The sequence below is a fragment of the Streptomyces sp. NPDC085931 genome, assembly GCF_044540565.1.
In the GTDB taxonomy this organism is placed as follows: Bacteria; Actinomycetota; Actinomycetes; order Streptomycetales; family Streptomycetaceae; genus Streptomyces.
This window is the reverse complement of sequence record NZ_JBITSK010000026.1, coordinates 11,975-34,379: the sequence shown is the minus strand read 5'-3', so window position 1 is coordinate 34,379 and position 22,405 is coordinate 11,975. Positions and strand designations below refer to the sequence as shown.

At 74.0% G+C, this 22,405-nt stretch carries 15 protein-coding genes and 2 pseudogenes; 9 read left to right on the top strand and 8 right to left on the bottom strand.

Annotation, left to right across the window (positions count from 1 at the left end):
- Nucleotides 1–192: 192 nt before the first annotated feature.
- From ACIGAN_RS34955 to ACIGAN_RS34945, 3 genes are all read left to right on the top strand, one after another.
- The gene (locus ACIGAN_RS34955; RefSeq protein WP_399863522.1) at nucleotides 193–678 is read left to right on the top strand and encodes a nucleoside deaminase; all 486 of its coding nucleotides are present in this window, start codon (nucleotides 193–195) and stop codon (nucleotides 676–678) included.
- Nucleotides 679–824: 146 nt separating this feature from the next.
- Nucleotides 825–1,214, top strand: a complete 390-nt coding sequence (locus tag ACIGAN_RS34950) for a hypothetical protein (protein WP_399863520.1) — start codon at nucleotides 825–827, stop codon at nucleotides 1,212–1,214.
- 113 nt (nucleotides 1,215–1,327) lie between these two features.
- Entirely contained in the window at nucleotides 1,328–2,062 is a 735-nt protein-coding gene (locus tag ACIGAN_RS34945) for a class I SAM-dependent methyltransferase (RefSeq protein ID WP_365741866.1), read from the top strand.
- Between the two features lie 68 nt (nucleotides 2,063–2,130).
- Here ACIGAN_RS34945 and ACIGAN_RS34940 read toward each other — a convergent pair whose 3' ends face one another.
- A complete protein-coding gene (locus ACIGAN_RS34940; RefSeq protein WP_399863517.1) occupies nucleotides 2,131–2,829 on the bottom strand; it encodes a chaplin in 699 nt (232 codons plus the stop codon).
- A 259-nt stretch (nucleotides 2,830–3,088) separates the two neighbouring features.
- Here ACIGAN_RS34940 and ACIGAN_RS34935 point away from each other — a divergent pair, with 259 nt between their 5' ends.
- A complete protein-coding gene (locus ACIGAN_RS34935; RefSeq protein WP_399863515.1) occupies nucleotides 3,089–4,657 on the top strand; it encodes an alpha/beta hydrolase in 1,569 nt (522 codons plus the stop codon).
- Between the two features lie 26 nt (nucleotides 4,658–4,683).
- Here the strand turns inward: ACIGAN_RS34935 and asnB are convergent, their stop codons facing one another.
- Nucleotides 4,684–6,525 carry an asparagine synthase (glutamine-hydrolyzing) gene (gene asnB, locus ACIGAN_RS34930; protein WP_399863512.1) on the bottom strand — a complete coding sequence of 614 codons (1,842 nt, stop codon included), beginning with the start codon at nucleotides 6,523–6,525 and terminating at the stop codon, nucleotides 4,684–4,686.
- A 284-nt stretch (nucleotides 6,526–6,809) separates the two neighbouring features.
- Here asnB and ACIGAN_RS34925 point away from each other — a divergent pair, with 284 nt between their 5' ends.
- Together ACIGAN_RS34925 and ACIGAN_RS34920 are read left to right on the top strand one after the other, a co-directional pair.
- Complete coding sequence (locus ACIGAN_RS34925; protein WP_365741854.1) at nucleotides 6,810–7,904, top strand: baeRF3 domain-containing protein; 1,095 nt, start codon at nucleotides 6,810–6,812, stop codon at nucleotides 7,902–7,904.
- A 273-nt stretch (nucleotides 7,905–8,177) separates the two neighbouring features.
- A complete protein-coding gene (locus tag ACIGAN_RS34920) occupies nucleotides 8,178–9,587 on the top strand; it encodes a PP2C family protein-serine/threonine phosphatase (RefSeq protein WP_399863510.1) in 1,410 nt (469 codons plus the stop codon).
- A gap of 4 nt (nucleotides 9,588–9,591) precedes the next feature.
- Here ACIGAN_RS34920 and ACIGAN_RS34915 read toward each other — a convergent pair whose 3' ends face one another.
- Nucleotides 9,592–11,085 carry a DNA-binding protein NsdB gene (locus tag ACIGAN_RS34915; RefSeq protein WP_365741858.1) on the bottom strand — a complete coding sequence of 498 codons (1,494 nt, stop codon included), beginning with the start codon at nucleotides 11,083–11,085 and terminating at the stop codon, nucleotides 9,592–9,594.
- A 233-nt stretch (nucleotides 11,086–11,318) separates the two neighbouring features.
- On the opposite strand from ACIGAN_RS34915, the gene ACIGAN_RS34910 reads away from it, so the two are divergent.
- Nucleotides 11,319–12,458 carry an aminoglycoside phosphotransferase family protein gene (locus ACIGAN_RS34910; protein ID WP_399863507.1) on the top strand — a complete coding sequence of 380 codons (1,140 nt, stop codon included), beginning with the start codon at nucleotides 11,319–11,321 and terminating at the stop codon, nucleotides 12,456–12,458.
- 164 nt (nucleotides 12,459–12,622) lie between these two features.
- On the opposite strand, the gene ACIGAN_RS34905 is transcribed toward ACIGAN_RS34910, so the two are convergent.
- The 3 genes from ACIGAN_RS34905 to ACIGAN_RS34895 all read right to left on the bottom strand — a co-directional run bounded on the left by ACIGAN_RS34905 (nucleotide 12,623) and on the right by ACIGAN_RS34895 (nucleotide 15,541).
- Nucleotides 12,623–13,120: a hypothetical protein gene (locus ACIGAN_RS34905; RefSeq protein ID WP_365745186.1), complete on the bottom strand. Its 498-nt coding sequence runs from the start codon at nucleotides 13,118–13,120 to the stop codon at nucleotides 12,623–12,625.
- Between the two features lie 1,111 nt (nucleotides 13,121–14,231).
- Nucleotides 14,232–15,134 (bottom strand): universal stress protein, encoded by a 903-nt coding sequence (locus tag ACIGAN_RS34900; RefSeq protein WP_399863505.1) that lies wholly within the window; start codon nucleotides 15,132–15,134, stop codon nucleotides 14,232–14,234.
- Nucleotides 15,135–15,298: 164 nt separating this feature from the next.
- The gene (locus ACIGAN_RS34895) at nucleotides 15,299–15,541 is read right to left on the bottom strand and encodes a DUF397 domain-containing protein (protein ID WP_365745182.1); all 243 of its coding nucleotides are present in this window, start codon (nucleotides 15,539–15,541) and stop codon (nucleotides 15,299–15,301) included.
- A gap of 744 nt (nucleotides 15,542–16,285) precedes the next feature.
- On the opposite strand from ACIGAN_RS34895, the gene ACIGAN_RS34890 reads away from it, so the two are divergent.
- Nucleotides 16,286–17,881 carry a sulfatase gene (locus ACIGAN_RS34890; RefSeq protein WP_399863503.1) on the top strand — a complete coding sequence of 532 codons (1,596 nt, stop codon included), beginning with the start codon at nucleotides 16,286–16,288 and terminating at the stop codon, nucleotides 17,879–17,881.
- An 18-nt stretch (nucleotides 17,882–17,899) separates the two neighbouring features.
- Here ACIGAN_RS34890 and ACIGAN_RS34885 read toward each other — a convergent pair.
- Nucleotides 17,900–18,112: pseudogene (locus ACIGAN_RS34885) on the bottom strand (alpha/beta fold hydrolase); the annotation flags it as partial.
- Nucleotides 18,113–18,159: 47 nt separating this feature from the next.
- On the bottom strand, nucleotides 18,160–19,671 hold the full coding sequence (locus tag ACIGAN_RS34880; protein WP_399863501.1) for an acyl-CoA synthetase: 1,512 nt from the start codon (nucleotides 19,669–19,671) through the stop codon (nucleotides 18,160–18,162).
- On the opposite strand from ACIGAN_RS34880, the pseudogene ACIGAN_RS34875 reads away from it, so the two are divergent.
- Nucleotides 19,670–22,293, top strand: a pseudogene (locus tag ACIGAN_RS34875) (penicillin acylase family protein). The gene ACIGAN_RS34880 and the pseudogene ACIGAN_RS34875 sit on opposite strands and share 2 nt — an antisense overlap.
- The last annotated feature ends 112 nt before the right edge of the window (nucleotides 22,294–22,405 follow it).

Sequence of the window (22,405 nt, the reverse complement as noted above, 5' to 3'; positions counted from 1 at the left end):
CCGCCTCCGCACGACAGCCGCCCGGCACGACAGGCGCCTCCGCACGGCAGTCGCCCGGCACGGCAGCCGCCCGCGCCCGGCGCGTTCCCCGGCACTCCCGGCGCGGTGCGCGGCCACCGCGTCGCCGTCGCCGTACGGGGGTCCGCGCCTTAGGGTCGCGGTGATCTCGTCGTCACGTGAGGAGCCCCGCACATGGTCGTCCAGGAGACGGAACTGCCCTTTCTGCGGCGCTGCGTGGAGCTCGCGGCCGAGGCGCTCGACGCCGGGGACGAGCCGTTCGGCTCGGTGCTGGTCGGCGGGGACGGCACGGTCCTCGGCGAGGACCACAACCGGGTGGCCTCCGGCGACCGCACCCGCCACCCCGAGTTCGAACTGGCGCGCTGGTCCGCCACGCACCTCACGCCCGGGGAGCGGGCGGCCGCCACGGTCTACACCTCCGGCGAACACTGCCCGATGTGCGCCGCCGCCCACGCCTGGGTGGGCCTGGGCCGGATCGTCTACATCGCCTCGTCGCAGCAACTGGCCTCATGGCTGCGGGAGTTGGGTGTGCCCGCGCCACCGGTGCGGACATTGCCCGTCCAGGAGATCGCACCGGACGTCGTCGTGGACGGCCCCGTGCCCGAACTCACGGAGCGCGTGCGGGAGCTGCACGTACGGTTCCACCGCGGGCGCGGCTGAGCACGGCGGCACGGCCCGGTTGGGCGCCCCGCCGGTCCGGTCCCCGAGCGGGCCCGACGCCCGAGGTGCAGGGCCGAGCGACCGAACCTACGATCGAATGCAGCAGACCAGGCGTACACCACGGTTCCCCCGACGGGGGGCGGCACATGTCCCCGCAGGCCAGACGGCTGCTCACGGTCGCCTACAGCGCCCTGGTCGCGGCAGTCACGATCGTGTACATGGCCGTCTCGGTGGTGGCGCCCGCGATGTGGGCCGTGATGGGGCCGGCGGGTGTCCGCGCCGTCCTCGTCGGAACGCAGGTGCGCCGGCCCGCCCACCGCCGGCCCTGGTGGGTCCTGGCCGCGGGCCTGCTCACCTTCATCGCGGGCGACACGTACTACTTCGTGATGGAGGAGTACCTCAGGGCCTCCGACCCGTTCCCGTCCCCGGCCGACGCCTGCTACCTCGCCATGTACAGCGCCGGGACGATGTCATCCGTGCCGAGCTGTACCGCAAGACGGTGCGGGTACTCGACCACCTGGACGGCATGGGGGTGAAGCAGATCATCCCCTCGTCGAGAAGGGCGCCGGTGGCGGACATCGACCGGCTGACCGGAACCCTGACCCGCCTGTCCGAACGCTTTCCGCTGCGGATGAAGGGCTGGACGGCCATGACGACGCACAACGACGACGTGGACTGGGACCGCTGGCCGGTCGCGGACTACCTGGCGGAGAACTACCGCGAGGTGCACGCGTCGGACGCGGCCGTCATGGCGCACCACGCCGCGTTCTACCGTGCCCTGCCGGCCGGCGGGATCGCGCGCGCGGTGGAGTTCGGGGCGGGGCCCAACCTGTATCCGCTGATGCTCGCGTCCGCCGCGTGCCGCCGGATCGACGCCGTGGAGGCGGGCGCGGGCAACGTCGCCTATCTCCAGGACCAGATCTGTCACCGGATCGACGCGAGCTGGCTGCCGTTCCACGCCCTGTGCCGGCGGCTCGATCCACGGGTGCCGGCGACGCCGGCCGGGGCGCTGGCGCCGGTGGACATCGTCCACGCCGACGCCCGGACCCTGCCGCCGGGCCGGTACGAACTGGGCTCCATGCACTTCGTCGCGGAGAGCGTGACGGAGGACATCGCCGAGTTCGCCGACTTCTGCCGGGCGTTCGTCCGCGCGGTCGCCCCCGGCGGGTACCTGGTCGCCGCGTTCATGGAGAACATGCCGACCTATCGCATCGGTCCGGCCTCGCGCTGGCCCGGCTGCCCGGTCGGCCCGGCCACGATCAGCGAGGTCTTCACCCCCCTGACCCGCGACCTGCACCTCACTCACATCGACCCGGATCCGACCCTGCCGGACTACGGCGACTCGGGCATGGTGCTGCTGACGGGGGTGGCGCAGGCGGTCTGACCGGCGCGGAGCGGCCAGGACCCGCCGGACCGGCCTCCCGCGCTGCCGGACCGGCCGGCGCCGGGCCCTCAGGAGTGGTTTGTCTCCTCGTTCCCGGCCGGGCGGAAGCGCCGGCGCAGCACCACTCCGCCGAGCACCAGTGCCGCGCTCGCGGCGACCGTCTGGAGGACGTGGTCCGTGCCCGTGTGGGCGAGGGAACCCCGGGCCTGCAGGGACGGGGTGTGCCGGGCCTCCTCCGGAGCCGGGCGCGTGCGCGGCGGGTCGGACGGCTTCGGAGCGGCCGGCTCCGGAGCGGACGGCTCCGCCGGGTCGTGCGGCCGGACCGGGCGGCCGCCGGGCGGGTTCGAGGACGTGTTGCCGGTCGACGGGTTGCCGACGCCGACCACGTCCACGGTGTTGCCGGTGACGTTGACGGGGAGCTCGACCGGCAGCTGGACGCCGTTGCCGGACACCACGCCCGGCGCGTGCGCTCCCCGGCCCTCGGCGACCGCGCCGCCGGAGCGCCCCGGCCGCTCGGCCGCCCGGCCGTCCTGGTTCGCGCAGGCGTTGCCCGCGGCGGGGTTCAGCAGCCCCACCACGTTCACGGTGTTGCCGCACACGTTCACCGGGAGGTGCACCGGCAGCTGGACGGTGTTGCCGGAGACCACCCCGGGCGAACCGGCCGCCGAGCCGTCCGCCCCGGAACCGGCGTACGCGGGGACGGTCATGGCCATCGCGCCCGAGGCGGCGGCCACGGCGATCACACCGTTTCGGGTGACCCGCTTCATAGGTTCCCTGCCTTCCAGACATCGTCGCGGGCACTCACCCGCACGAGGTGAAACGCCGGCCGCCCGGTCCGAGTTATGGCTTATCGGCCTTTCACTCCATCGAGCGGCCCGGTTGTCGAACTGGCGGTAAAGACCTTCGTATGCGTGGTGAAACCGCGCAGAATACGGCACGTCTCCTCGCCCCGCTCGCCCGGAGGCGGGTCCCGGAGGGCCCGCTTATCGTGGGCGAGGGCGCCGTGGGGTGCCCCTGGAGGCATCGATGCTGGCCAAGCTGTCCACGCGCCCCTCGATCCGGCGCTGCGCGGTCGCCGGCGCGACCGGACTGGCCCTGCTGGGCGCGGGGCTGCCGGCCGCCGCCGCCCCCTCGCCCGGCCTGGAGCGCTTTTACGACCAGAAGGTGAAGTGGTCCCGTTGCGCGGGGCCGGACATGCCGAAGGACCTGCGGTGCGGCAAGGTCACCGTCCCGCTCGACTACGACCGGCCGGAGCGGGGCACGCTCGACCTCGCCGTGGCCCGCTACCGGGCCACCGGTGCCTCCCGCGGCTCGGTACTGCTGAACTTCGGCGGCCCCGGCGGCCAGGGCGTGGGCCAGCTCGCGCTCGCCGGCAAGGAGTTCATGGACCTGACCGACGGCTACGACGTGGTCTCCTTCGACCCCCGCGGTGTCGGCCGCTCCTCACCGGTCAGCTGCGGAAGCGCCTCCGAGGACGCCCTGGACGCCACCGACGGCAACGCCGACGTGGCCGACCCGCAGGCCGTGCTGGCGAAACTGCGCGAGGCGGCGGCCGAGTGCGCCGAGCACTCGGGCCCGGTCCTGCCCCACATCGGCACCGTGAACGCCGCCCGCGACCTGGACGTCCTGCGTGACGCGCTCGGCGACGGCAAGCTCAACTACCTCGGCTTCTCCTACGGCAGCCGGCTCGGCGCGGTCTACGCGGCGCAGTTCCCGCAGAAGGTCGGCCGCATGGTGCTGGACGGCGTCGACACGCTGACCGAGCCGCTGGCCGAGCAGGGCGTGGTCAGCGCGCGGGGACAGCAGACCGCGCTGGAGAACTTCCTCGCCTGGTGCGCGCAGGACATCGCCTGCCCGTTCGGACAGAACACGCGCGAGGCCGAAGAGCACGTCGTCGAGGTCGTGAAGTCGCTCGACGAGGACCCGGTGCCGACGGACTTCGGCGAGGCCTTCTCCGGCCAGGACTTCGCCGGTGCCCTCGGGCAGGGCCTGTACAGCAGGGAGCTGTGGCCCTCGCTCCAGCGGGCCGTCGCCCGGCTGCTGGAGGAGGGCGACACCAGCGGCCTGGAGGCCTTCCTGCACGGCGGCTTCACGCTCCCGCCGGCGAGGGCGCACCGGGGTCTGACCGACCCGCAGGACGTGCCCCTGGACAACCTGCCGGCGGCACTGATGGCGATCAACTGCGCGGACGACCCCGACCGCCCGTCCGCCGCGCGGATCACCCGGGACCTGGGCCGGCTGCGCGCCCGCTACGAGCAGGCGTCACCGGTCTTCGGCCGCTACCGCCTCACCCAGGTGCTGATGTGCCACGGCCGCCCCAAGGGCACCGACTTCATCCGCGACGAGGTCAAGGACGTCGACACGCCGCGCATGCTGCTGGTCGGCACCCGGGGCGACCCGGCCACCCCGTACCGCTGGACGGTGGAGACGGCCGAGCGGCTGGGGTCGTCCGCCGTGGTGCTCGACAACCGGGGCGAGGGCCACACCGGCTACGGCTCCTCCACGTGCGTGCACCGCAAGGTCGACGCCTTCCTGCTGTACGGCACCCTCCCGCCGGACGGCAGTTCCTGCGGCTCCGACCACGACACCGAGTGAGCCGGTGCGGGCCCCGGGACCGTGCCTCAGCCGAGGGCGACCTCGGGCGCGTACAGCTCCAGCCACATCGCCAGGTCCAGGGTCCGCTCCAGGCCGCGCCGCGCCGCCTGGCCGCCGGCGGGCGTGTCGCTCCGGGCGGCACGGCGCAGCCGCTCGGGGTCGACGAGGTCGAACACCGGGTGGTCCGGCCGGGTGAGCAGGTCCTGGGCCTGGTGGCGCAGGGCCACCGCGTACCGCGGGTCCTGGGTGGACGGGTAGGGGCTCTTGACCCGGTCGTAGACGGACCGCGGGATCAGGTCCGCGGTGGCCTCCCGCAGCAGGCTCTTCTCCCGGCCGTCGAAGGACTTCAGCGCCCAGGGCGCGTTGTAGACGTACTCGACGAGCCGGTGGTCGCAGAAGGGCACCCGGACCTCCAGTCCGACGGCCATGCTGGCGCGGTCCTTGCGATCGAGCAGGATCCGCACGAACCGGGTCAGGTGGAGGTGGCTGATCCGCCGCATGCGGAACTCGAAGTCGCTCTCGCCGTCGAGGCGTTCGACCTGTGCGGCGGCCTCGCGGTAGCCGTCGGCGACATACGTCTGCAGGTCCAGGGCCTTGACCAGCTCGGGGCGCAGGACGTCGGTGTCGTCGCCGAAGTGCCGGGCGAGGCTCACCAGCCAGGGGAAGGTGCCGGCCGTGCGCGCGTCCTCGTCGAAGAACTGCCGGTAGCCGCCGAAGACCTCGTCGGCGGACTCGCCCGACAGGGCCACCGTGGAGCGTTCGCGGATGGCCTTGAAGAGCAGGTACAGGGAGGCGTCCATGTCGCCCAGGCCGGCCGGGAGGTCGCGCGCCCTGATCACCTTCTCGCGTACGGCGGGGTCGGCGAGGGCGTCGGCGTCGAGCACGATGTCCTGGTGGTCGGTGCCCGAGGCGCGGGCCACGTCGTGCACGAAGGGCGTGTCGGGGGTGGCGCGCAGTTCGTCGGCGACGAAGTGGTCGGTCCGGCCCGCGAAGTCGACGGCGAAGCTGCGGACCTTCTCCCCGTGCGCGCCGAGCTGCCGGGCCGCGAGGGCCGTCATGGCGGAGGAGTCGAGCCCGCCGGAGAGCAGGGTGCAGCGGGGCACGTCCGCGACGAGCTGGCGGCGCACGATGTCGTCGAGGAGCGAGCGGACGGTGCCGATGGTGGTGGCCCGGTCGTCCTCGTGGGGGCGGGTGCGCAGTCGCCAGTAGACGCGGTGGCGCAGGCCGGAGCGGTCGACGGTGACGACGGTGCCGGGTTCGACCTCGCGCATGCCCTCCCACACGGCGTGCCCGGGTGTCTTGACCATGGTGAACAGTTCGCGCAGCCCGTCCAGGCCGACCCGGGGCCGGACCAGCGGGTGGGCGAGGATCGCCTTGGGCTCGGAGCCGAACAGGACGCCGTCGGGGGTCGGCCGGTAGTACAGGGGCTTGACCCCCATGCGGTCGCGGATCAGCACCAGCCGGTCGGTGCGGCCGTCCCAGACGGCGAAGGCGTACATGCCGTTGAGGCGTTCGGCGACGGCGTCGCCCCACTCCAGGTAGCCGCGCAGCACGGCCTCGGTGTCGGAGTCGGTGGTGAAGCGGTGGCCGCGGGCGGCGAGTTCGCCGCGCAGTTCGGTGAAGTTGTAGGCCTCTCCGGAGTAGACGAGGGCGACGGTGCCGTGCGGGGTCGCGGCGGTCATGGGCTGGCGGCCTCCGGGCAGGTCGATGATCGCGAGCCTGCGGTGCCCGAGTCCGGCGGGGCCCTCGGTCCAGACGCCCCGGTCGTCCGGCCCGCGGCAGGCCATCGTCTCGGTCATCGCGTCCAGGGTCGCGACCTCGGCCGTCAGGTCGCGGTCGAAGGAGACCCAGCCGGTGATGCCGCACATGCGCATACCTCCCGCAAACTTGATGTATTAGCCATCTACATTTCGAGCGTGTTGCACCCGCGGATCACCGTCAACTCACCCACCGCGCCCCGGACCACCCCGACCCCCCATATCCAGCCAGGCTTTGCACACGCAATACCTCATGGGCCGCTCCGGATCGGGGGCACCCCCGTCGGAAATCCGCCGGGGGCAAAGACTTGCCCAACTCCGGGCGGGCGGAGCCCGGCAGGGGTGACCCGATTGCCCCGAATGCCCTAACGGTGAATCGGCCCTATGGTGCTGTCATGGAGCACGTTCTGAGTCCCGCGACCCTTGCCGAACTGCGGCGCCCGCGCCCGTACCCCGCGGTGTCCGTGCTGACCCCGACCCACCGGCGCGAGCCCTACAGCGCCCAGGACCAGGTCCGGCTGCGCAACGCGGTGGCCGAGGCGAAACGGCAGCTCGAGGCGGACCCGGCCGTCACCCGGGAACGGCGCGCCGAGGTCGCCCGCCACCTCGACCGGGCCCTGTCCGAGGTCGACCTCGCCCACGCCGAGGACGGACTGGTGATCTACGCGGCCCCCGGGGAGCACCAGGTGTGGTCGCTGGCCCGGCCCGTACCCGAACGCGTGGTCCTCTCCGACACCTTCCTCACCCGCAACCTGGTCTCGGCCCACACCGCCGGGCGGCCGTTCTGGGCCCTCTCGCTCGCCGCCGACCGCGCGACCCTGTGGAACGGCGGCGTCGACCGCGTCACCGAGGCCCGCATCGGCGGCTTCCCCCTGACCCGGCCCACGGAGAACTTCGACCCCGAGCGGCAGCAGCGGACCGGCGACCAGCCGAGCACCTTCCGCGAGGAGCGGACCCGGCAGTTCCTGCGCGAGGCCGACACGGCGATGGGCGCCGTCCTGCGCGACCGGCCGCGCCGGCTCTACGTCACCGGCGAGCCGGCCGCCCTCTCCCTGCTGGACGAGGCCGGCAGCGCCACCAGGGGGGCGGTGCGCGTCCCGCACGGCGGACTCGCCCACGGCACGCCCGAGGCCGTGTGGCAGGCCCTGCGCCCGGTGCTGGAGGCGGAGGCCCGCAGCAGCGCGGACGACGTGACCCGGGCCCTGGAAACCGCCCGCGGACGGCGGGCGTTCGCGGCCGGTGTCGACGAGCTGTGGCAGAGCGCCCGGGACGGCCGCGTCCGGCTGCTGGCCGTCGAGGAGAACTACCGCGTCACCGTCCGCGAGGCCGGCGAGCATCTGATCCTGGCCGAGAGCGGGGACCTCGACGCCCGCGAGGACATCGTGGACGAGATCGTCGAGCAGTGCCTGGAGACGGGGGCCGACGTCCGCTTCGTGCCGGACGGCACGCTGGGTGAGGCGGACGGCATCGCCGGCATCCTGCGGTACTGAACAGCAGGCCTCGAACACCAGCTCGTCGAACACGCGCAGGGGTACGGCCGGCACTCCGACGGAGCGTCAAATGCCGTGTGTACGCTACGACTTGGCACTCCGAGTGACTCGCGCCTCAACTACCTCGGAGTAACCCCGCGAGACGGTGGCATATGCCAGAAGCACCACCGTATCGTGTGGTGCCAAATCCCTTACAGGGCGTCGCGGGCTGTGCAACAGTCGTAACGGTCCCTCCGTCCGCCTTGGCCGTACCGTCCCGCATCGGAGTGCGTCATGCCGTCCCACCTCTCCGCGGACCGCCCCGCCGCCCAGCCGCCCGGACGCGGCTCGGTCGACGCGCTCATATCGCAGACGCGGCGGCTCAAGGGCGAGGTGGACGCGGTGCGCCGCGACACGGAGGGCGACGGGACGGACCACCCGCGCGGACGCTGGCAGCGCGCCCTGTGCGACCTCGCGCTGCACCAGCTCGACGACCTCGACGAACACCTCGCCCAGCTCCGGGACGGCCCCCTCCCCACCGCACCCGACCCGGAGCCCGCCACGCCCGCGCAGGGCTCGCTGCTCAGCCGGGTCGGCAGCGCCGAGTGGAACCTCCTGACCGACGAGGCCAGTTGGTCCGGAGAGCTTTACCGGATCCTGGGCCGCGACCCCGCCACTCCCCCGCTCACCCTCGACGAGCTGCCGTCCCTGGTGCTCGACGAGGACCGGCCCGGCCTGACGGCGATGGTGACCAACTGCCTCGTCGACGCCCGGCCCATCGACGGCGAGTTCCGCATCGCACGCCCCGACGGCGACGTCCGGACCGTGCACATGATGGGCGAACCGGTGCTCGACACTGACGGGAGCACCGCCTCGATGTGGGCCGTGCTGCGCGACGTCAGTGAACTGCGCCGCAGCCAGCGGGTGGTGAGCGAGACCCGTGACTCGCTCCACCACCAGCAGCAGGCCGCGCGCACCGAACACCGGCTCGCGGTCGAGCTGCAGGAGGCCGTGCTGCCGCCGTGGCGCGGCTCCCTGCGGCTCCCGCACCGGGGCCCCCGGAGCCTCGACCTCGCCGCCCGGTACCTGCCGGCGTCCACGCACACCATGATCGGCGGCGACTGGTACGACGCGCTCGAACTGACCGGCGGCGACACCCTGTTGAGCGTCGGCGACCTCACCGGGCAGGGCGTCGGCGTCACGTCCCACATGACCATGCTGCTGGGCGCCGTGCGGGGCATGGCGATGGCCGGGGCCCGGCCGGGACAGCTGATGGCCTGGCTCAACCAGTTACTCGACGCCACCGTGCAGCCCGCCCTGGGCAGCGCGGTGTGCTGCCGCTACCACCCCGCGACCCGCACCCTGGTGTGGGCGCAGGCCGGACACCCCGCCCCGCTGCTGTTCCGCGACGGGACGGGGCGGGTCCTGGACAGCCCGGACGGCGTCCTGCTCGGCGCCACCTCGGGCGCCGTGTACGGGCAGGCCGAGGAAACCCTGGAGCCGGGCGACCTGCTCCTGCTGCACACCGACGGGCTGGTGCCCGGGCACACCGGAGCGGCGGCCGCGCAGCTCCTCCTCGGCCTGACGCCGCGCCTGGCCGGGTCCGCCGACGCGGAGGACTGCGTCCGGGCCGTCGTCGAGGAGTTCGGCACGGGCGAGCGCGAGGACAACGCGTGCGTGCTCGTCGCCCGCGTCACGTCATAGCAAGTCAGGCCTGTGTGCCGGCGCCGCCCCTGCCCTTCGTCTTCGGCAGGGCCAGCTTGATCTCCTCGCGCAGCTCCTGGATCTTGGGATAGCCCGAGTACTGGGCGGTGAGCCGGTACATCTGGCGCAGCCGGTCCCAGGTGCGGTGGGAGGAGTTGGAGCCCATCGACACCAGGGCCAGCCGGGCGTAGCGGTCGGCCTGTTCGGGGTCGTCGGCGATGAAGCAGGCCGAGGCCATCGACAGGTAGTCGAAGATCTTCGAGCGCTGCCGGCCGTCGACCCGCAGGGCCAGGGCCTTCTCCGCGTAGTGCTGGGCATGGGCGGCCGCGCCCGGCTCGAACTCGGCGAGCGTGCGATAGGCCAGGGCCTGCATGCCGTAGAGGTCCTCCTCCTTGAAGGTCTGCATCCAGTCCGGCGGGGGGACGTCGGCCTTGTCGGAGACGAACAGGTCCTCCGCCCGGCCGAGCGTGCGCCGCATGGCCTGGCCCTTGCCCATCGACGCCTGTGCCCAGGCCTCGATCGTGTAGAGCATCGCCCGGGTGCGGGGCAGCACCTCGTCGCCCGAGCCGGAGGTGGCCAGCTTCATCAGGTCCAGGGCGTCGTCCGGCCGGCCCAGGTGCACCATCTGGCGGGCCGCGCGGGAGAGCGCCTCACCCGCGCGGGGCCGGTCCCCGCCCTCTCTGGCCGCGTGCGCGGCGATGACGAAGTACTTCTGGGCCGTGGGCTCCAGGCCGACGTCGTGCGACATCCAGCCCGCGAGGACGGCCAGGTTGGCGGCGACGCCCCACAGGCGGCGCTGGAGGTGGGGTGGGTGACGGTAGGCGAGCATGCCGCCCACCTCGTTGAGCTGGCCCACCACGGCCTTGCGCTGGAGCCCGCCGCCGCGGGCCGCGTCCCAGGCGCGGAACACCTCGACCGAGCGCTCCAGTTCCTCGATCTCCTGCGACCCGATGGGGGCGGCCTCGTAGCGGTCGAACCCAGCGGGGTCGGCGTGCAGGGGATGGTCGAGGTCGGGGGCGTCGGCAGCCAGGGCAGGGTCGGAGTGCAGCCAGTCGTACATGGCGCTGCTGAGTGCGGATCCCGCGGCGAGCGCGGCGCCCGCGCCCACCAAGCCGCGTCGGTTGAGCATGAGGTCCATTCCCGTGAATTCGGTGAGGACCGCAGCCGTCCGCTCGGGCGCCCACGGCACGCCGTCGGGAGTCTCCGGACTCCCGCCGCCCTGCCGTTTCCCCGCACGCCCGTGCCGGACCAGACCGAGGTCCTCGATGGTCACGACACGGCCGAGACGCTCGGTGAACAGAGCCGCCAGCACCCGCGGCACCGGATCGCGCGGGATCTCTCCCGTGTCGATCCACCGCCGCACCCGGGAGGTGTCGGTCGACAGCTGGGGATGGCCCATGGCCGCCGCCTGCCGGTTGACCAGCCTCGCGAGTTCGCCCTTGGACCAGCCGGCCAGGCCGAACAGGTCCGCGAGCCGGGTGTTGGGTTGTCCGCTCACGTCAAGCCCCCAGGTTCTCGGCTGAGTTGACAGTAGCCGGGCCGGACTTGCCGAGCGACTATTCGCCAGGGTTCGCCAGGGTGCGCCAGATGGTGTGCCACCGGCCATCCGGTGTCAGGTAGGAACGCGCCACCCCGACCCGGTCGCCGCAGGGACATTCCCCAGGGTGCTTCCGGGCTTCCGGGCCGGGTCAGCGCTGTCGTCGCAGGCACACGAAGGGATCTGTCTCGCCCATGTACGCAGCATCGTCCTCCGTGTCCGCACCGCCCCGGTCGCTCCACCCCCGTCCCACGGACAGCGGCCCCTACCTCGCCCCCGCGCGGCCGGCGGCCCCCGTGCTCGGCGCGGGCAGGGCTCGGCGCGGCGCGGTACTCGGCACCCAACCGCTCAGCGGGAGACTCGACTTGTCCGGCCCCCAGGGCGCGCAGCTGCGCACGGCGATCGCGTCGGTGCACCGCATCTGCCCGGAGTTCGCCCCGGTGCAGGTGCTGCGCCGCACCGGCCGTTCCGTGCTGCTGGTCGGCACGACCGGTCGCAGCTCGGCCGTCGCCAAGTGTTTACTGGACCACTCTCCCGCCTGGTCCGAGCGGATCCGCCACGAGATAGCGGCGTACCGCTCGTTCGTCCGGCACCGCCCTCCCGTGCGGGCGCCGAGGCTGATCGCGGCGGACCCGGACAACTGCACCCTCGTGATCGAGCGGATGCCCGGTCGCGTGGCGGCCCTCCAGCGGCACCCGGCCGAGGCACCGCCCCGGGCGGACATCAGGGCGGCGCTCGGCGCGATCTGCCGGCTGAACGCCTGGCGGCCGCCCGCGGGCACGTTCGACGCCCCGCTCGACTACGCCGCCCGGATCGCGCGGTACCACGAGCTGGGCCTGCTCACCGACCGCGATCTGGGCGACCTGCAGAAGCTGCTGCACGGCATCGCGCAGTCCGCCGGGCGGCAGGGCATGGGCCAGTTCTGCCACGGCGACGCCCTGCTGTCGAACCTGCTCCTGTCACCGGCCGGTCCAGTGCTGGTGGACTGGGAGCACGCGGGCTGGTACCTGCCGGGTTACGACCTGGCGACGCTGTGGTCGGTGCTCGGGGACGCACCGGTCGCGCGCCGGCAGATCAGTCAGATCGCGCAGTCGGCGGGCCCGGCGTCCCGGGACGCCTTCCTGGTGAACCTGATGCTGGTGCTGACGCGCGAGATCCGCACCTACGAGACGGCCGTGCAGCGTTCGATGCACGACGCGGCCCCGGCGGCACCGGGCCCGGCCCATCCTGGTGCTGCGCCGTCCGGCGAGGAGCAGCGGCTGTTGCTGCGGCGGCTGCACGACGACTGCCAGATGGCCCGGCGGGCCGTGCGCGCGGCGGTCGGCACTCGCTGACGGGGACGAAGCGGGCGCGGGGGGGGGGGGCGGGGGGGGCCGCGGGGGGGGGGGGGGGGGGGGGGGGGGGGGGTGGGCGCGGGGGGGGGGGGGGGCGCGGGGGGGCCCCCCCGGCCCCCGCTTCGTGTGTTCTTCGTGTGTACGGGGCGTTCCGCCGCGTCGGGTCAGCCCTGCTGGAACAGCTCGGCCGGCAGCGGCTTGAGGAGGGCGTAGAGGTCGTCCGTGATGGGGCGGTCCCAGGCGGCGATGGTCACCAGGACGTTGTCGCTGCGGTCGAACTGCACGCACGAGATCCGGCTCTCGGAGAGCTTGATCCGGCGCACGATCAGGAGGTTGTCGCCCTGCATCACCGGCACGTCCTCGGTGCCGACGACGGTGACCTCCTCGTCGTTCTCCAGCGCCAGCAGCAGCTGCGCCACCTCGAAGGGCACCTCGCCCTCGGCGACGTCGCGGGCGGGGGAGCCTTCCGGCAGATTGCCGATGATCATGGCGGGGCCACGGCCGCCGAACAGGTCGTAGCGCAGGAAGACGCCCTGGCAGGTGCCGTCGGGCGCGGGAAGCAGCCCTGCGCCGAGGTTGCCGGGCCAGTCGCCCGGGTCCATGGCCAGTACGTCGAAGTCGGGCCCGGCGGGCGTGGCGCTGCGGCGGCGGAGGAACGACATGTCGCCATGGTACGTGCCCGGGCCTGCGACATGTCGGGCGGGCGGCGCCGCGCTCGGGCCGGGCCACCGCCCGATGCCGGTGGGGGCGGCGGGCGCCCCGGGCACCGTCGCCCCAGGACGGCCGGTCCCGCTCACGGCGGGCGTGGGCCTTGCGGAAATACCGCTCACGGCGCGGTGCGTGGCGGACCCGCCAGCCGGTCGGGCCGGGGCCCGCCGGACCGCGCTCACGGCCGGTACGACGGCTGCGGCCGGCTCGCCACCGGTCCGAGGCCCGGGTGGGCCGGTGGCGGACGCCGGGGGTGGGTGGGACGGTGGCGGACGCCCGAGGCCCGGGTGGGCCGGTGGCGGACGCCCGGGGGCGGGTGGGCCGGTGGCGGACGCTAACGGGCAGGTGGGCCGGTGGCGGACGCCCACGGGCAGGTGGGCCGGTGGCGGACGCCCGGGGTGGTGTCGCCGGACCGGTCCGGACGGGGCACGGTGGGGGGCCGGGCGCCGTCTTGTCCAGCCGCCGCACGACTTCGGGAGCGGGCATCGACCGGACAGCTGCCGCGGGGCCCGGTGCTGGACAAGGGCCGGGGGCCGGGCACCGTCTCGTGCAACCGCCGCACGACTTCGGAAGCGGGCATCAGCCGGCGTGGGCGCCCGCGGGCCCCGGCCCGGCAGGGGCACCGGCCAGGGGCCGGACGCCGTCTCGTCCAGCCGCCGCACGACTTCGGAGCGGGCTTCGGCCGGGCGACGCCGGCCGGGTGGCGCCCGGGGCCCGGTGCGCGGGGCCCTGCGCGCGAAATCCGGTGCGCGGGGCACACGGCCCGGGGTGGGGAGCGCGCAGGGCGGCGCGCATCTCACGGACGCGGTGCGCTGCGCGCCGCGTCGGCGGTGGGACCGGCACCGGCCCGTTTCCTTCGCGGTCGCGGCGCGACGATCGGCGTCCCTTCGCGGTCGCAGCGCGGGGCGGCGGACGGCGTTCCCTGCGTGCTCGCAGCGCGGGGCAGTGACCGGCATCCCCTCCGGGGTCGCCGCGCAGCGCGGCGCGGCCGGTCGTCCGTCAACGACTCGGGGTGGAGCCGCACCCGGGCGGTCGGGGTCGTGGCCCGCGGTCGTCAGCGCTGGGTCAGTCCTCCGGGGGTGCGGGAGGGATCACCGCGACGGGGCTCGCGGCGTGCAGCAGGACGGCCTGGGTGACCGAGCCGATCATCCGGGCGGGTGCCAGCAGGTGCCGCCGGTGACGGCCCACGACGACGAGGTCGGCGTCCCGGGAGGCGGCGACGAGGTGCCCGGCGGCGTCGCCTGCCGCCGGGAGGGTCTCGACCTCGACGCCCGGGTGCCGCTCGCGGTGAGGTGCGAGGAAGCCCTCCGCCAGGACCCGCGCCTCGTCCTCGACGACGTCCTGGTCGACGACCGGCGGGGGCATCTCCCCGGGCAGCATCCAGGGCTGCGCGGGCCACGGGTAGGCGGCGACCGCCTGGAGGCGGGCCTCACGCCGGGCGGCCTCGGCGAAGGCGAACTCCAACGTGGCGTCGTCGGGGCCGTCGACCTTCAGCCCGACCACCACGCGCGGGGCGGGTCCGGCCGGTTCCTCGCCGTGGACCTCGCGTCCGGGCGGGGGCACGACGACGACGGGGCACTCGGCGTCGCGGGCGGTGGCCAGGCTGGTGGAGCCGAGCAGCAGGCTGGCGAAGCCGCCGCGGCCCCGGGACCCGAGCACGAGCAGCTGGGCGCCGGCGCCCAGTTCGGGCAGGACCACGCCAGTCGCGCCCTCCAGGCCGGTGTACTCGGTGTGCGGCAGACCGGTGCGGTCCGCCAGGTGGGTGCGGACCCGGTCGAGGACGGGGTCCTCCCGTGGGTCGGCGGGCCCGGCGGCGAGGACCTCGGGCTGGGCCCAGTGGGCGTACTGGCGTACGTGCGCGACGCGCAGCGGGGCCGAGCGTCTCAGGGCCGCGTCCACGGCCCACTCCAGGGCGCGCAGGCTGTCGTCCGAACCGTCGACCGCCGCAACGACCGGCAGGGTGCTCATGGGTTCCTCACTTCCGGGTGACGACCGTCCCCTCCCCGGTTGCCAGCCTGACGCAGGGGGCCGGCCGGGAAGGCCGCCTCAGGTCGCGTGTCCGGAAAACGCGGGCGGAACACCCCGGATCGGCCGTCGGCCCACGGGCCACCCGGGCGGTGCGCGTCCAGCCGTCAGGTGAGGTCGAACTCCCCTTCCCGCGCTCCGGAGACGAAGGCGCCCCACTCGGCGGGCGTGAAGATCAGCGAAGGGCTCTCGGGGCGGGCACTGTTCCGCATGGCGATGAAGCCTTCCACGAAGGCGATCTGCACATCCCCCAGGCCACGGCTGCTGGACTGCCAGTGTGCCTTGCTGAGGTCCAGGTCCGGCTTGTCCCAGCCCATGAGCGGGCGCTGCTGGGTGGTGGTCTCGGCCACGTCCGTGCTCCTCCCGATTGCGTCGTCCGCGGCCAGCCTAGCGATCGGGTCCCACGGCCGACAGAGCACGTGAGCGGGACCTTTCAGGAGTCCGGCGGCCCTGTCCCACAAGCCACATGGCAAACCACATGGCGAAGGACCGCGATCCGCCGCCGTGGGGTCCGCCCCGGCGAGCTTCCGGTCCACGCCCGGGAGGTGGCGGCGGCTGCGGACGGGTGATTCGCCGGCCCGGCGATTGAACCGCGGGTGACGTACGGACGTACTGGTGGGGGCAGGCTCGGCATTGGGCTCTGTTTGCCATGCCATCGCACGACCGCACGGAAGGACCACCGGGTGTCGCTCTTCACTCGCCCCCACCAGCCGCCGGACAGGACCGGGGGCGGGGCGGAACCGGACGACGACGCGGGGACGCCGGAGCCTCGGCCGGAACGGGCGGCCGACACCAGGACGACGGACCGGGACGGCGCCGCCGACGCGACGGACCCGCAGGAGCCGCGGGACGGTCCGGAGCCGCAGGACCGTCCGGAGCCGGACGGCACGCGCCGTGCGGCGGGCGGCGGGGGCGAGGCCGTGGGGGTCGGTGCGGCCGAGGGGGGCGCTGCCGCGCCGCTCGGCGCCGTACACCGGGAAAGCGGCTCGCCGCAGCCGGCTCAAGAGGACACCCCTCCCCCCGCGCAAAGCCCGGTCCGGCCCGGCTGGTTCGGTTGGCGGCGGCGCTGGCCCCGGGTCGCGCGGGGCGCTTCTGTGGGGACGACCGTGCTGGCCGGGGCGCTCGTGGGGTTCGCGCTGCTCGTGCCCAACCGGATCGAGCGGATCGAGTTCGCCTCCTTCGTGCGGATCCCGGCCGAGGGGGTGCTGCTCGCGGGACTGCTGCTCGCGCTCCCCCCGCGGCCCCGGCGGATCACGGCGGTGGTGACGGGCGCGTTCCTCGGGCTGGTCACCATCCTGAAGTTCGTCGACATGGGCTTCTACCAGGTGCTGGCGCGGCCGTTCGACCTGGTCCTGGACTGGATCCTCATCGAGCACGCCACCGACTTCCTCCGGGAGACCTTCGGCCGGACCGGGCAGGTGCTGGCCGTGATCGGGGTGCTCGTCCTGTTCGTCGCCGTGCTCGTGCTCACCACGCTCGCGGTGGTGCGGCTGACGAACCTGATGGTGCGTCACCGGACCGTCGCCACCCGCACGACGCTGATCCTCGGCACGGCGTGGATCACCTGCATGACCCTGGGCGTGCAGCTCGGCACGGTGCCGATCGCCACCAAGGGCAACGCCGAGTTCATCGGCAACCGGGTGGAGCAGGTCCGCGCGGGGCTGAAGGACGCCCGGGTCTTCGAGCAGCAGGCCGCCGTGGACGCCTTCGCGCAGACCCCGCCCGACCGGTTGCTGACCGGACTGCGCGGCAAGGACGTCCTGTTCACCTTCATCGAGAGCTACGGCCGGGTGGCGATCGACGACCCGGCGATGGCGCGGCAGACCGACGCGGTGCTCAAGGAGGGCACCGGCAGGCTGAAGGCGGCCGGGTTCGAGTCGCGCAGCGGCTGGCTGCGGTCGCCGGTGACGGGCGCGGGCAGCTGGCTGGCCCACTCGACGTTCCTGTCGGGGCTGTGGATCAAGAACCAGCAGCGGTACCGCAGTCTGACCACGAGCGATCGCATGACGCTGACCAAGTACTTCGGCAGGACGGGTGCCTGGCGGACCGTCGGCATCGTGCCCGGCGTGCGGCGGGCCTGGCCCGAGGGCGAGTTCTTCGGCCTGGACCACATCTACGACTCCGAGCACCTCGGCTACCACGGGCCGTACTTCAGCTGGACCCCCGTGCCCGACCAGTTCAGCCTGGAGGCCTTCCAGCGCCTGGAGCACGGCAGGAAGGACCGTGAGCCGATCATGGCGGAGATCATCCTGGCCTCCAGCCACAACCCGTGGTCGCCCATCGCCCGCATGATCGACTGGGAGGACCTCGGTGACGGTTCGGTGTTCCACCGGATCAAGAAGGAGGGCACCGACCCGGCCGAGGTCTGGAAGGACCCGGAGAAGGTGCGCGCCGAGTACCGCAAGGCCATCGAGTACTCGATCCGCAGCCTCACCGAGTGGATGGAGCGCTACGGCGACGAGGACACGGTGCTGGTCTTCCTCGGCGACCACCAGCCGGTGCCGACCGTCACCGCCGGGGACACCGGCAAGGACGTGCCCGTCACGATCGTCGCCCACGACGAGAAGGTCCTGGAGCGGGTCGCCGGCTGGGGGTGGACCGACGGCCTCAAGCCGGCCCCGGACGCGCCGCGGTGGGGCATGGACGAGTTCCGCGACCGTTTCATGACGGCGTACGGTCCACGGCCCTGACGGAACGACGACTACGGGTCAGGAGAAGAAGGCGGACACCCGGCGCGCGAACCACGCCGGGTCGTCGAGCCACGGGTAGTGCCCGGCGCCCGGCTGCACCACGCACTCCGCGTACGGGAAGACGCCGGCGACCCGGCGGGCCAGCGCGGGGACCGGTCCCCCGTCGGCCCCGCCGGCCAGGACGAGTACTCCCCGGTACCGCGCAGGTCGAGCAGGACCAGCCGCCGGTGGGCGTCCGGACAGCCGAGGCTGTCCAGTGGTCCGGCACAACCGGAAGTTCAGGTCCGGCCGGTGGTGCCGAGTTCGGTCCGGAGTCGGCGTTTGAGGATCTTCCCGCTGGCGTTGCGCGGGAGTTCCTCGACGAACACCACGCGCTTCGGTGCCTTGAAGGGCGTGAGCCGCTCGCGGACGTGGTCGATCAGTTCCGCCTCGGTGACGTCGGCGCGCGGGACGACGATCGCGGTGACGGCCTCGATCCAGCGTTCGTCGGGCAGGCCCACGACGGCCGCCTCGGCGACGGCGGGATGTGTGTACAGGGCGTCCTCGACCTGGCGGGAGGCGATGACGACTCCGCCGGAGTTGATGACGTCCTTCACGCGGTCGACGATCGTGTAGTAGCCGTGCGCGTCGCGCACCGCGAGGTCGCCGGAGCGGAACCAGCCGTCGCGGAAGGCCTCGGCGGTCTCCTCGGGCTTGTCCCAGTAGCCCTCGCACAGTTGCGGGGAACGGTAGACGATCTCGCCCGGGGTGCCGTCGGGAACGTCGTTGCCGTCCTCGTCGACCACCCGGGCGTCGACGAACAGGACGGGCCGGCCGCAGGAGTCCATGCGGCCCTTGTGCTCCTCCGGGCCGAGGACGGTCGCCAGGGGGCCGATCTCGCTCTGGCCGAAGCAGTTGTAGAAGGCGAGGTCCGGCAGGCGTTCCCGCAGCCGTTCGAGGACCGGGACCGGCATGATCGACGCCCCGTAGTAGGCCTTGCGCAGACCGCTGAGATCGCGGGTGGCGAAGTCGGGGCGGTGGGACAGGGCGATCCACACGGTGGGCGGGGCGAACAGGCTGTCCACAAGGCCGGCTTCGACGAGGTCGAGGAGCCGGTCGCCGTCGGGTGCGTCGAGGACGATGTTCGTCGCGCCGACGGCGAGGTAGGGCAGCAGGAAGACGTGCATCTGCGCCGAGTGGTACAGCGGCAGCGCGTGCGCGGGGCGGTCGCCCGCGCTCAGATCGAGGGCGGTGATCGCGCTCAGGTACTCGTGCACCAGGGCCCGGTGCGTCATCATCGCGCCCTTGGGCAGGGCGGTCGTCCCGGACGTGTACAGCAGTTGCACGAGGTCCTCGGTGCGCGGCTCGGGCCCGTCGTACGCGGGTGCCCGGTCCAGCCGCGCGAGCAGTGAGTCGCCGGCGTCGCGCAGGGGCAGGGTCCGTACGCCGCCGGGGAGCCGGCCGGCCAGGTCCGGGTCGGCGAGGACCAGGGAGCTGCCCGACTGGCCGACGATGTACGCGAGATCGTCGCCGGTGAGGTTCTGGTTGACGGGTACGTGGACCAGGCCCGCCCGGGCGCAGGCGAGGAAGGCGATCAGGTAGGCGTCGGAGTTGTGGCCGTAGGCGCCGACCCGGTCCCCCGGCGCGAGCCCCTGGCCGAGGAGGACGCTCGCCGCGCGGGAGACGGCGGAGTCGAGTTCGTCGTAGGTCCAGGTGCGGTCGCCGTACTCGACCGCGACGCGCGCCGGGGTGCGCCGGGCGCTGCGCCGCAGGACTGCGTCGACCGTGCTGCCGTGTCCGGGCGTCGTCATGAGACATGATCCTCGGGGCACCGCGGGGGGAGGTCAAGGATCCCGCCGCGCCGGTGGCCGGCTCGATCGGGCACCGTCGGCCCCGGCGGGCTCAACCTCACCACGCTCCGCACGCGTCCGCTGTCATGGAACCGACAGCCGGGGCGCGCACGCGCACGCCGGCCGGACCTTTCCCCGACGGAGCCGGGAGGCACGATGCGCACCCGCTGGAGACGACTCGTTCTCGGGGCCACGGCCCTGTTCACGGCCGCGTCCGCGTTACCCGCGGCCGCCGCCCAGGACCGGGAGCGAGCGGAGCAACGCCCGTCACGGCGGCCTGTCCGCCGTCATCCGCTACACCGAGTACGGCATCCCGCACATCGTCGCGCGGGACCACGCCGGTCTGGGCTTCGGCACGGGCTGGGCGCAGGCCGCCGACGAAGTCTGCACGCTGGCCGACGGGTTCGTGACCCTGCGGGGCGAGCGGTCCCGGTACTTCGGCGCCGACGCGCCCGCCGGCGGTGACCTCTCGGCGGCCCGCACCAACCTCGCCAGCGACCTGTACTTCCGCGGCGTGCGTCATCCCGCACCGTGGAACGCCTGCTGGAGAAGCCGGCGCCGGTGGGCCCGAGCCGCGAGGTCCGGGACCTGATGCGCGGCTGGGCGGCCGGGTACAACGCCTGGCTGAGGCAGCGGAAGATCACGGACCCCGCCTGCGCGGGCGCCTCCTGGGTCCGGCCGGTCACCGCCGCCGACGTGGCCGCGCGCGGCCTCGCGGTCGCCTCGGTGTCCGGCGAGGGCCGCTTCGTGGACACGATCACGGCGGCGCGGCCGCCGTCCGGACCGGCCCGGGCCACCTCGTCCGCACGGGCCGCCGCCGCGCCCGGCGCGAAGGCCGTGGCGCGAGCGGCCCGGGATCTGTGGAGCGGGACGGGGATGGGCTCCAACGCGGTCGCCTTCCGCGGCGACACCACGGCGAACGGCCGCGGCCTGCTGCTGGGCAACCCGCACTACCCGTGGCAGGGCGGGCGGCGGTTCTGGCAGTCGCAGCAGTCCATCCCCGGGGAGCTGAACGTCTCCGGCGGGACCCTGCTCGGCCTTCCGGTGGTCTCCATCGGGTTCAACGCACGGGTGGCGTGGAGCCACACCGTCTCGACCGGCGTTCCGGCCAGCCTCCACCGGCTGACGCTGGATCCGGCCGACCCCACGGTCTATCTCGTGGACGGCCGGCCGGAGCCGATGAGGAAACGGACCGTGACGGTCGCCGTGCAGGACGGCCCGCCGGTGACCCGCACCCAGTGGTGGACCCGCTACGGCCCCGTCGTCACCTCGCTCAGCGCCCAGGTGCCGCTGCCGTGGACCGCCACGACGGCGTACGCGCTGCACGACCCGAACGCGGGGAACCTGCGCTTCGCCGACACCTCCCTCGGCTTCGGCAAGGCCCGGTCCACGGCCGGTGTCCTCGCCTCGCTCGCCCGGCACCAGGGTCTGCCCTGGGTGAACACGATCGCCGCGGACCGGGCGGGCCACTCGCTCTACACCCAGTCGCAGGTGCTGCCCCGCGTCACCGACGAGCTGGCGGAGCGCTGCTCGACCGAGCTCGGCAGGAGCACCTACCCGGCGTCGGGTGTCGCGATCCTCGACGGCTCGCGCGGTGACTGCGCCCTCGGCAGCGACCCGGACGCCGTCGTGCCGGGCATCTTCGGGCCGGGGAAGATGCCGACCCTTGAGGACGCGCCGTACGTGGCGAACATGAACGGCACGCCGTGGATGACCAACGCCGACCGGCCGCTGACCGGCTACGAGCGGATCTTCGGCACGGTGGGCACACCGCTCGGGCTGCGCACCCGTGGCGGCATCGAGGACGTCGAGGCGATGGCGGACCGGGGCGGCCTGACCGTACGCGACCTGCAGCGGCAGCAGTTCGCCGACCGGGTGCCGGCGGGTGACCTCGTGGCGGCGGATCTCGCCCGGGCCTGTGCCGCGCTGCCGGGAGGCTCGGCCGCCGGCAGTGACGGCACGGCCGTCGACGTCTCCGGGGCGTGCGGGGTGCTGGAGGCGTGGGACCGCACCATGGACACCGGGAGCCGCGGGGCGCTGCTCTTCGACCGGTTCTGGCGCCGGCTGGAAGCGGCGGTGCCGGCCGAGCGGATGTGGAAGGTGCCCTTCTCGGCGGCGGACCCCGTGCGTACGCCGCGCGCGCTCGACACGGACGCCCCCGGCGTGGCCACGGCCCTCGCGGACGCGGTGGCGGAGCTGCGGGCGGCGGGCATCGCGCTCGACGCGCCGCTCGGCGCCCACCAGTTCGTGGTGCGCGACGGCGAGCGCCTGCCGATGCCGGGCGGTGCGGGGCGGCTCGGTGTGTGGAACGTGATCGAGCCGACGTGGGACGCCGCCGCGGGCGGCTACCGGCAGGTGCCGTTCGGGACCAGTCATCTGCAGGCCGTGGGCTGGGACGGCGGCGGCTGCCCGGTCGCGCGCACGCTGCTGACGTACTCCCAGTCGTCGAACCCCGCGTCGCCGCACTTCGCGGACCAGACCCGGCTCTTCTCGGACGAGAAGTGGGTGACGTGGCGCTTCTGCGAGAAGGACATCCGGTCCTCGCCGGAGCTGAGGGTCGTGCGGGTGCGCGAACTCCGCTGACCGGCGGGTGAGGGGCCGAGCAGGTTCCCTGACGCTTCGTCAGGCACCGCCGGGTGACGCGTGGAACGGGCCCGCCCGGCCGCCGGCCGGTTCGCGGAGGTGTGCGGCGGAC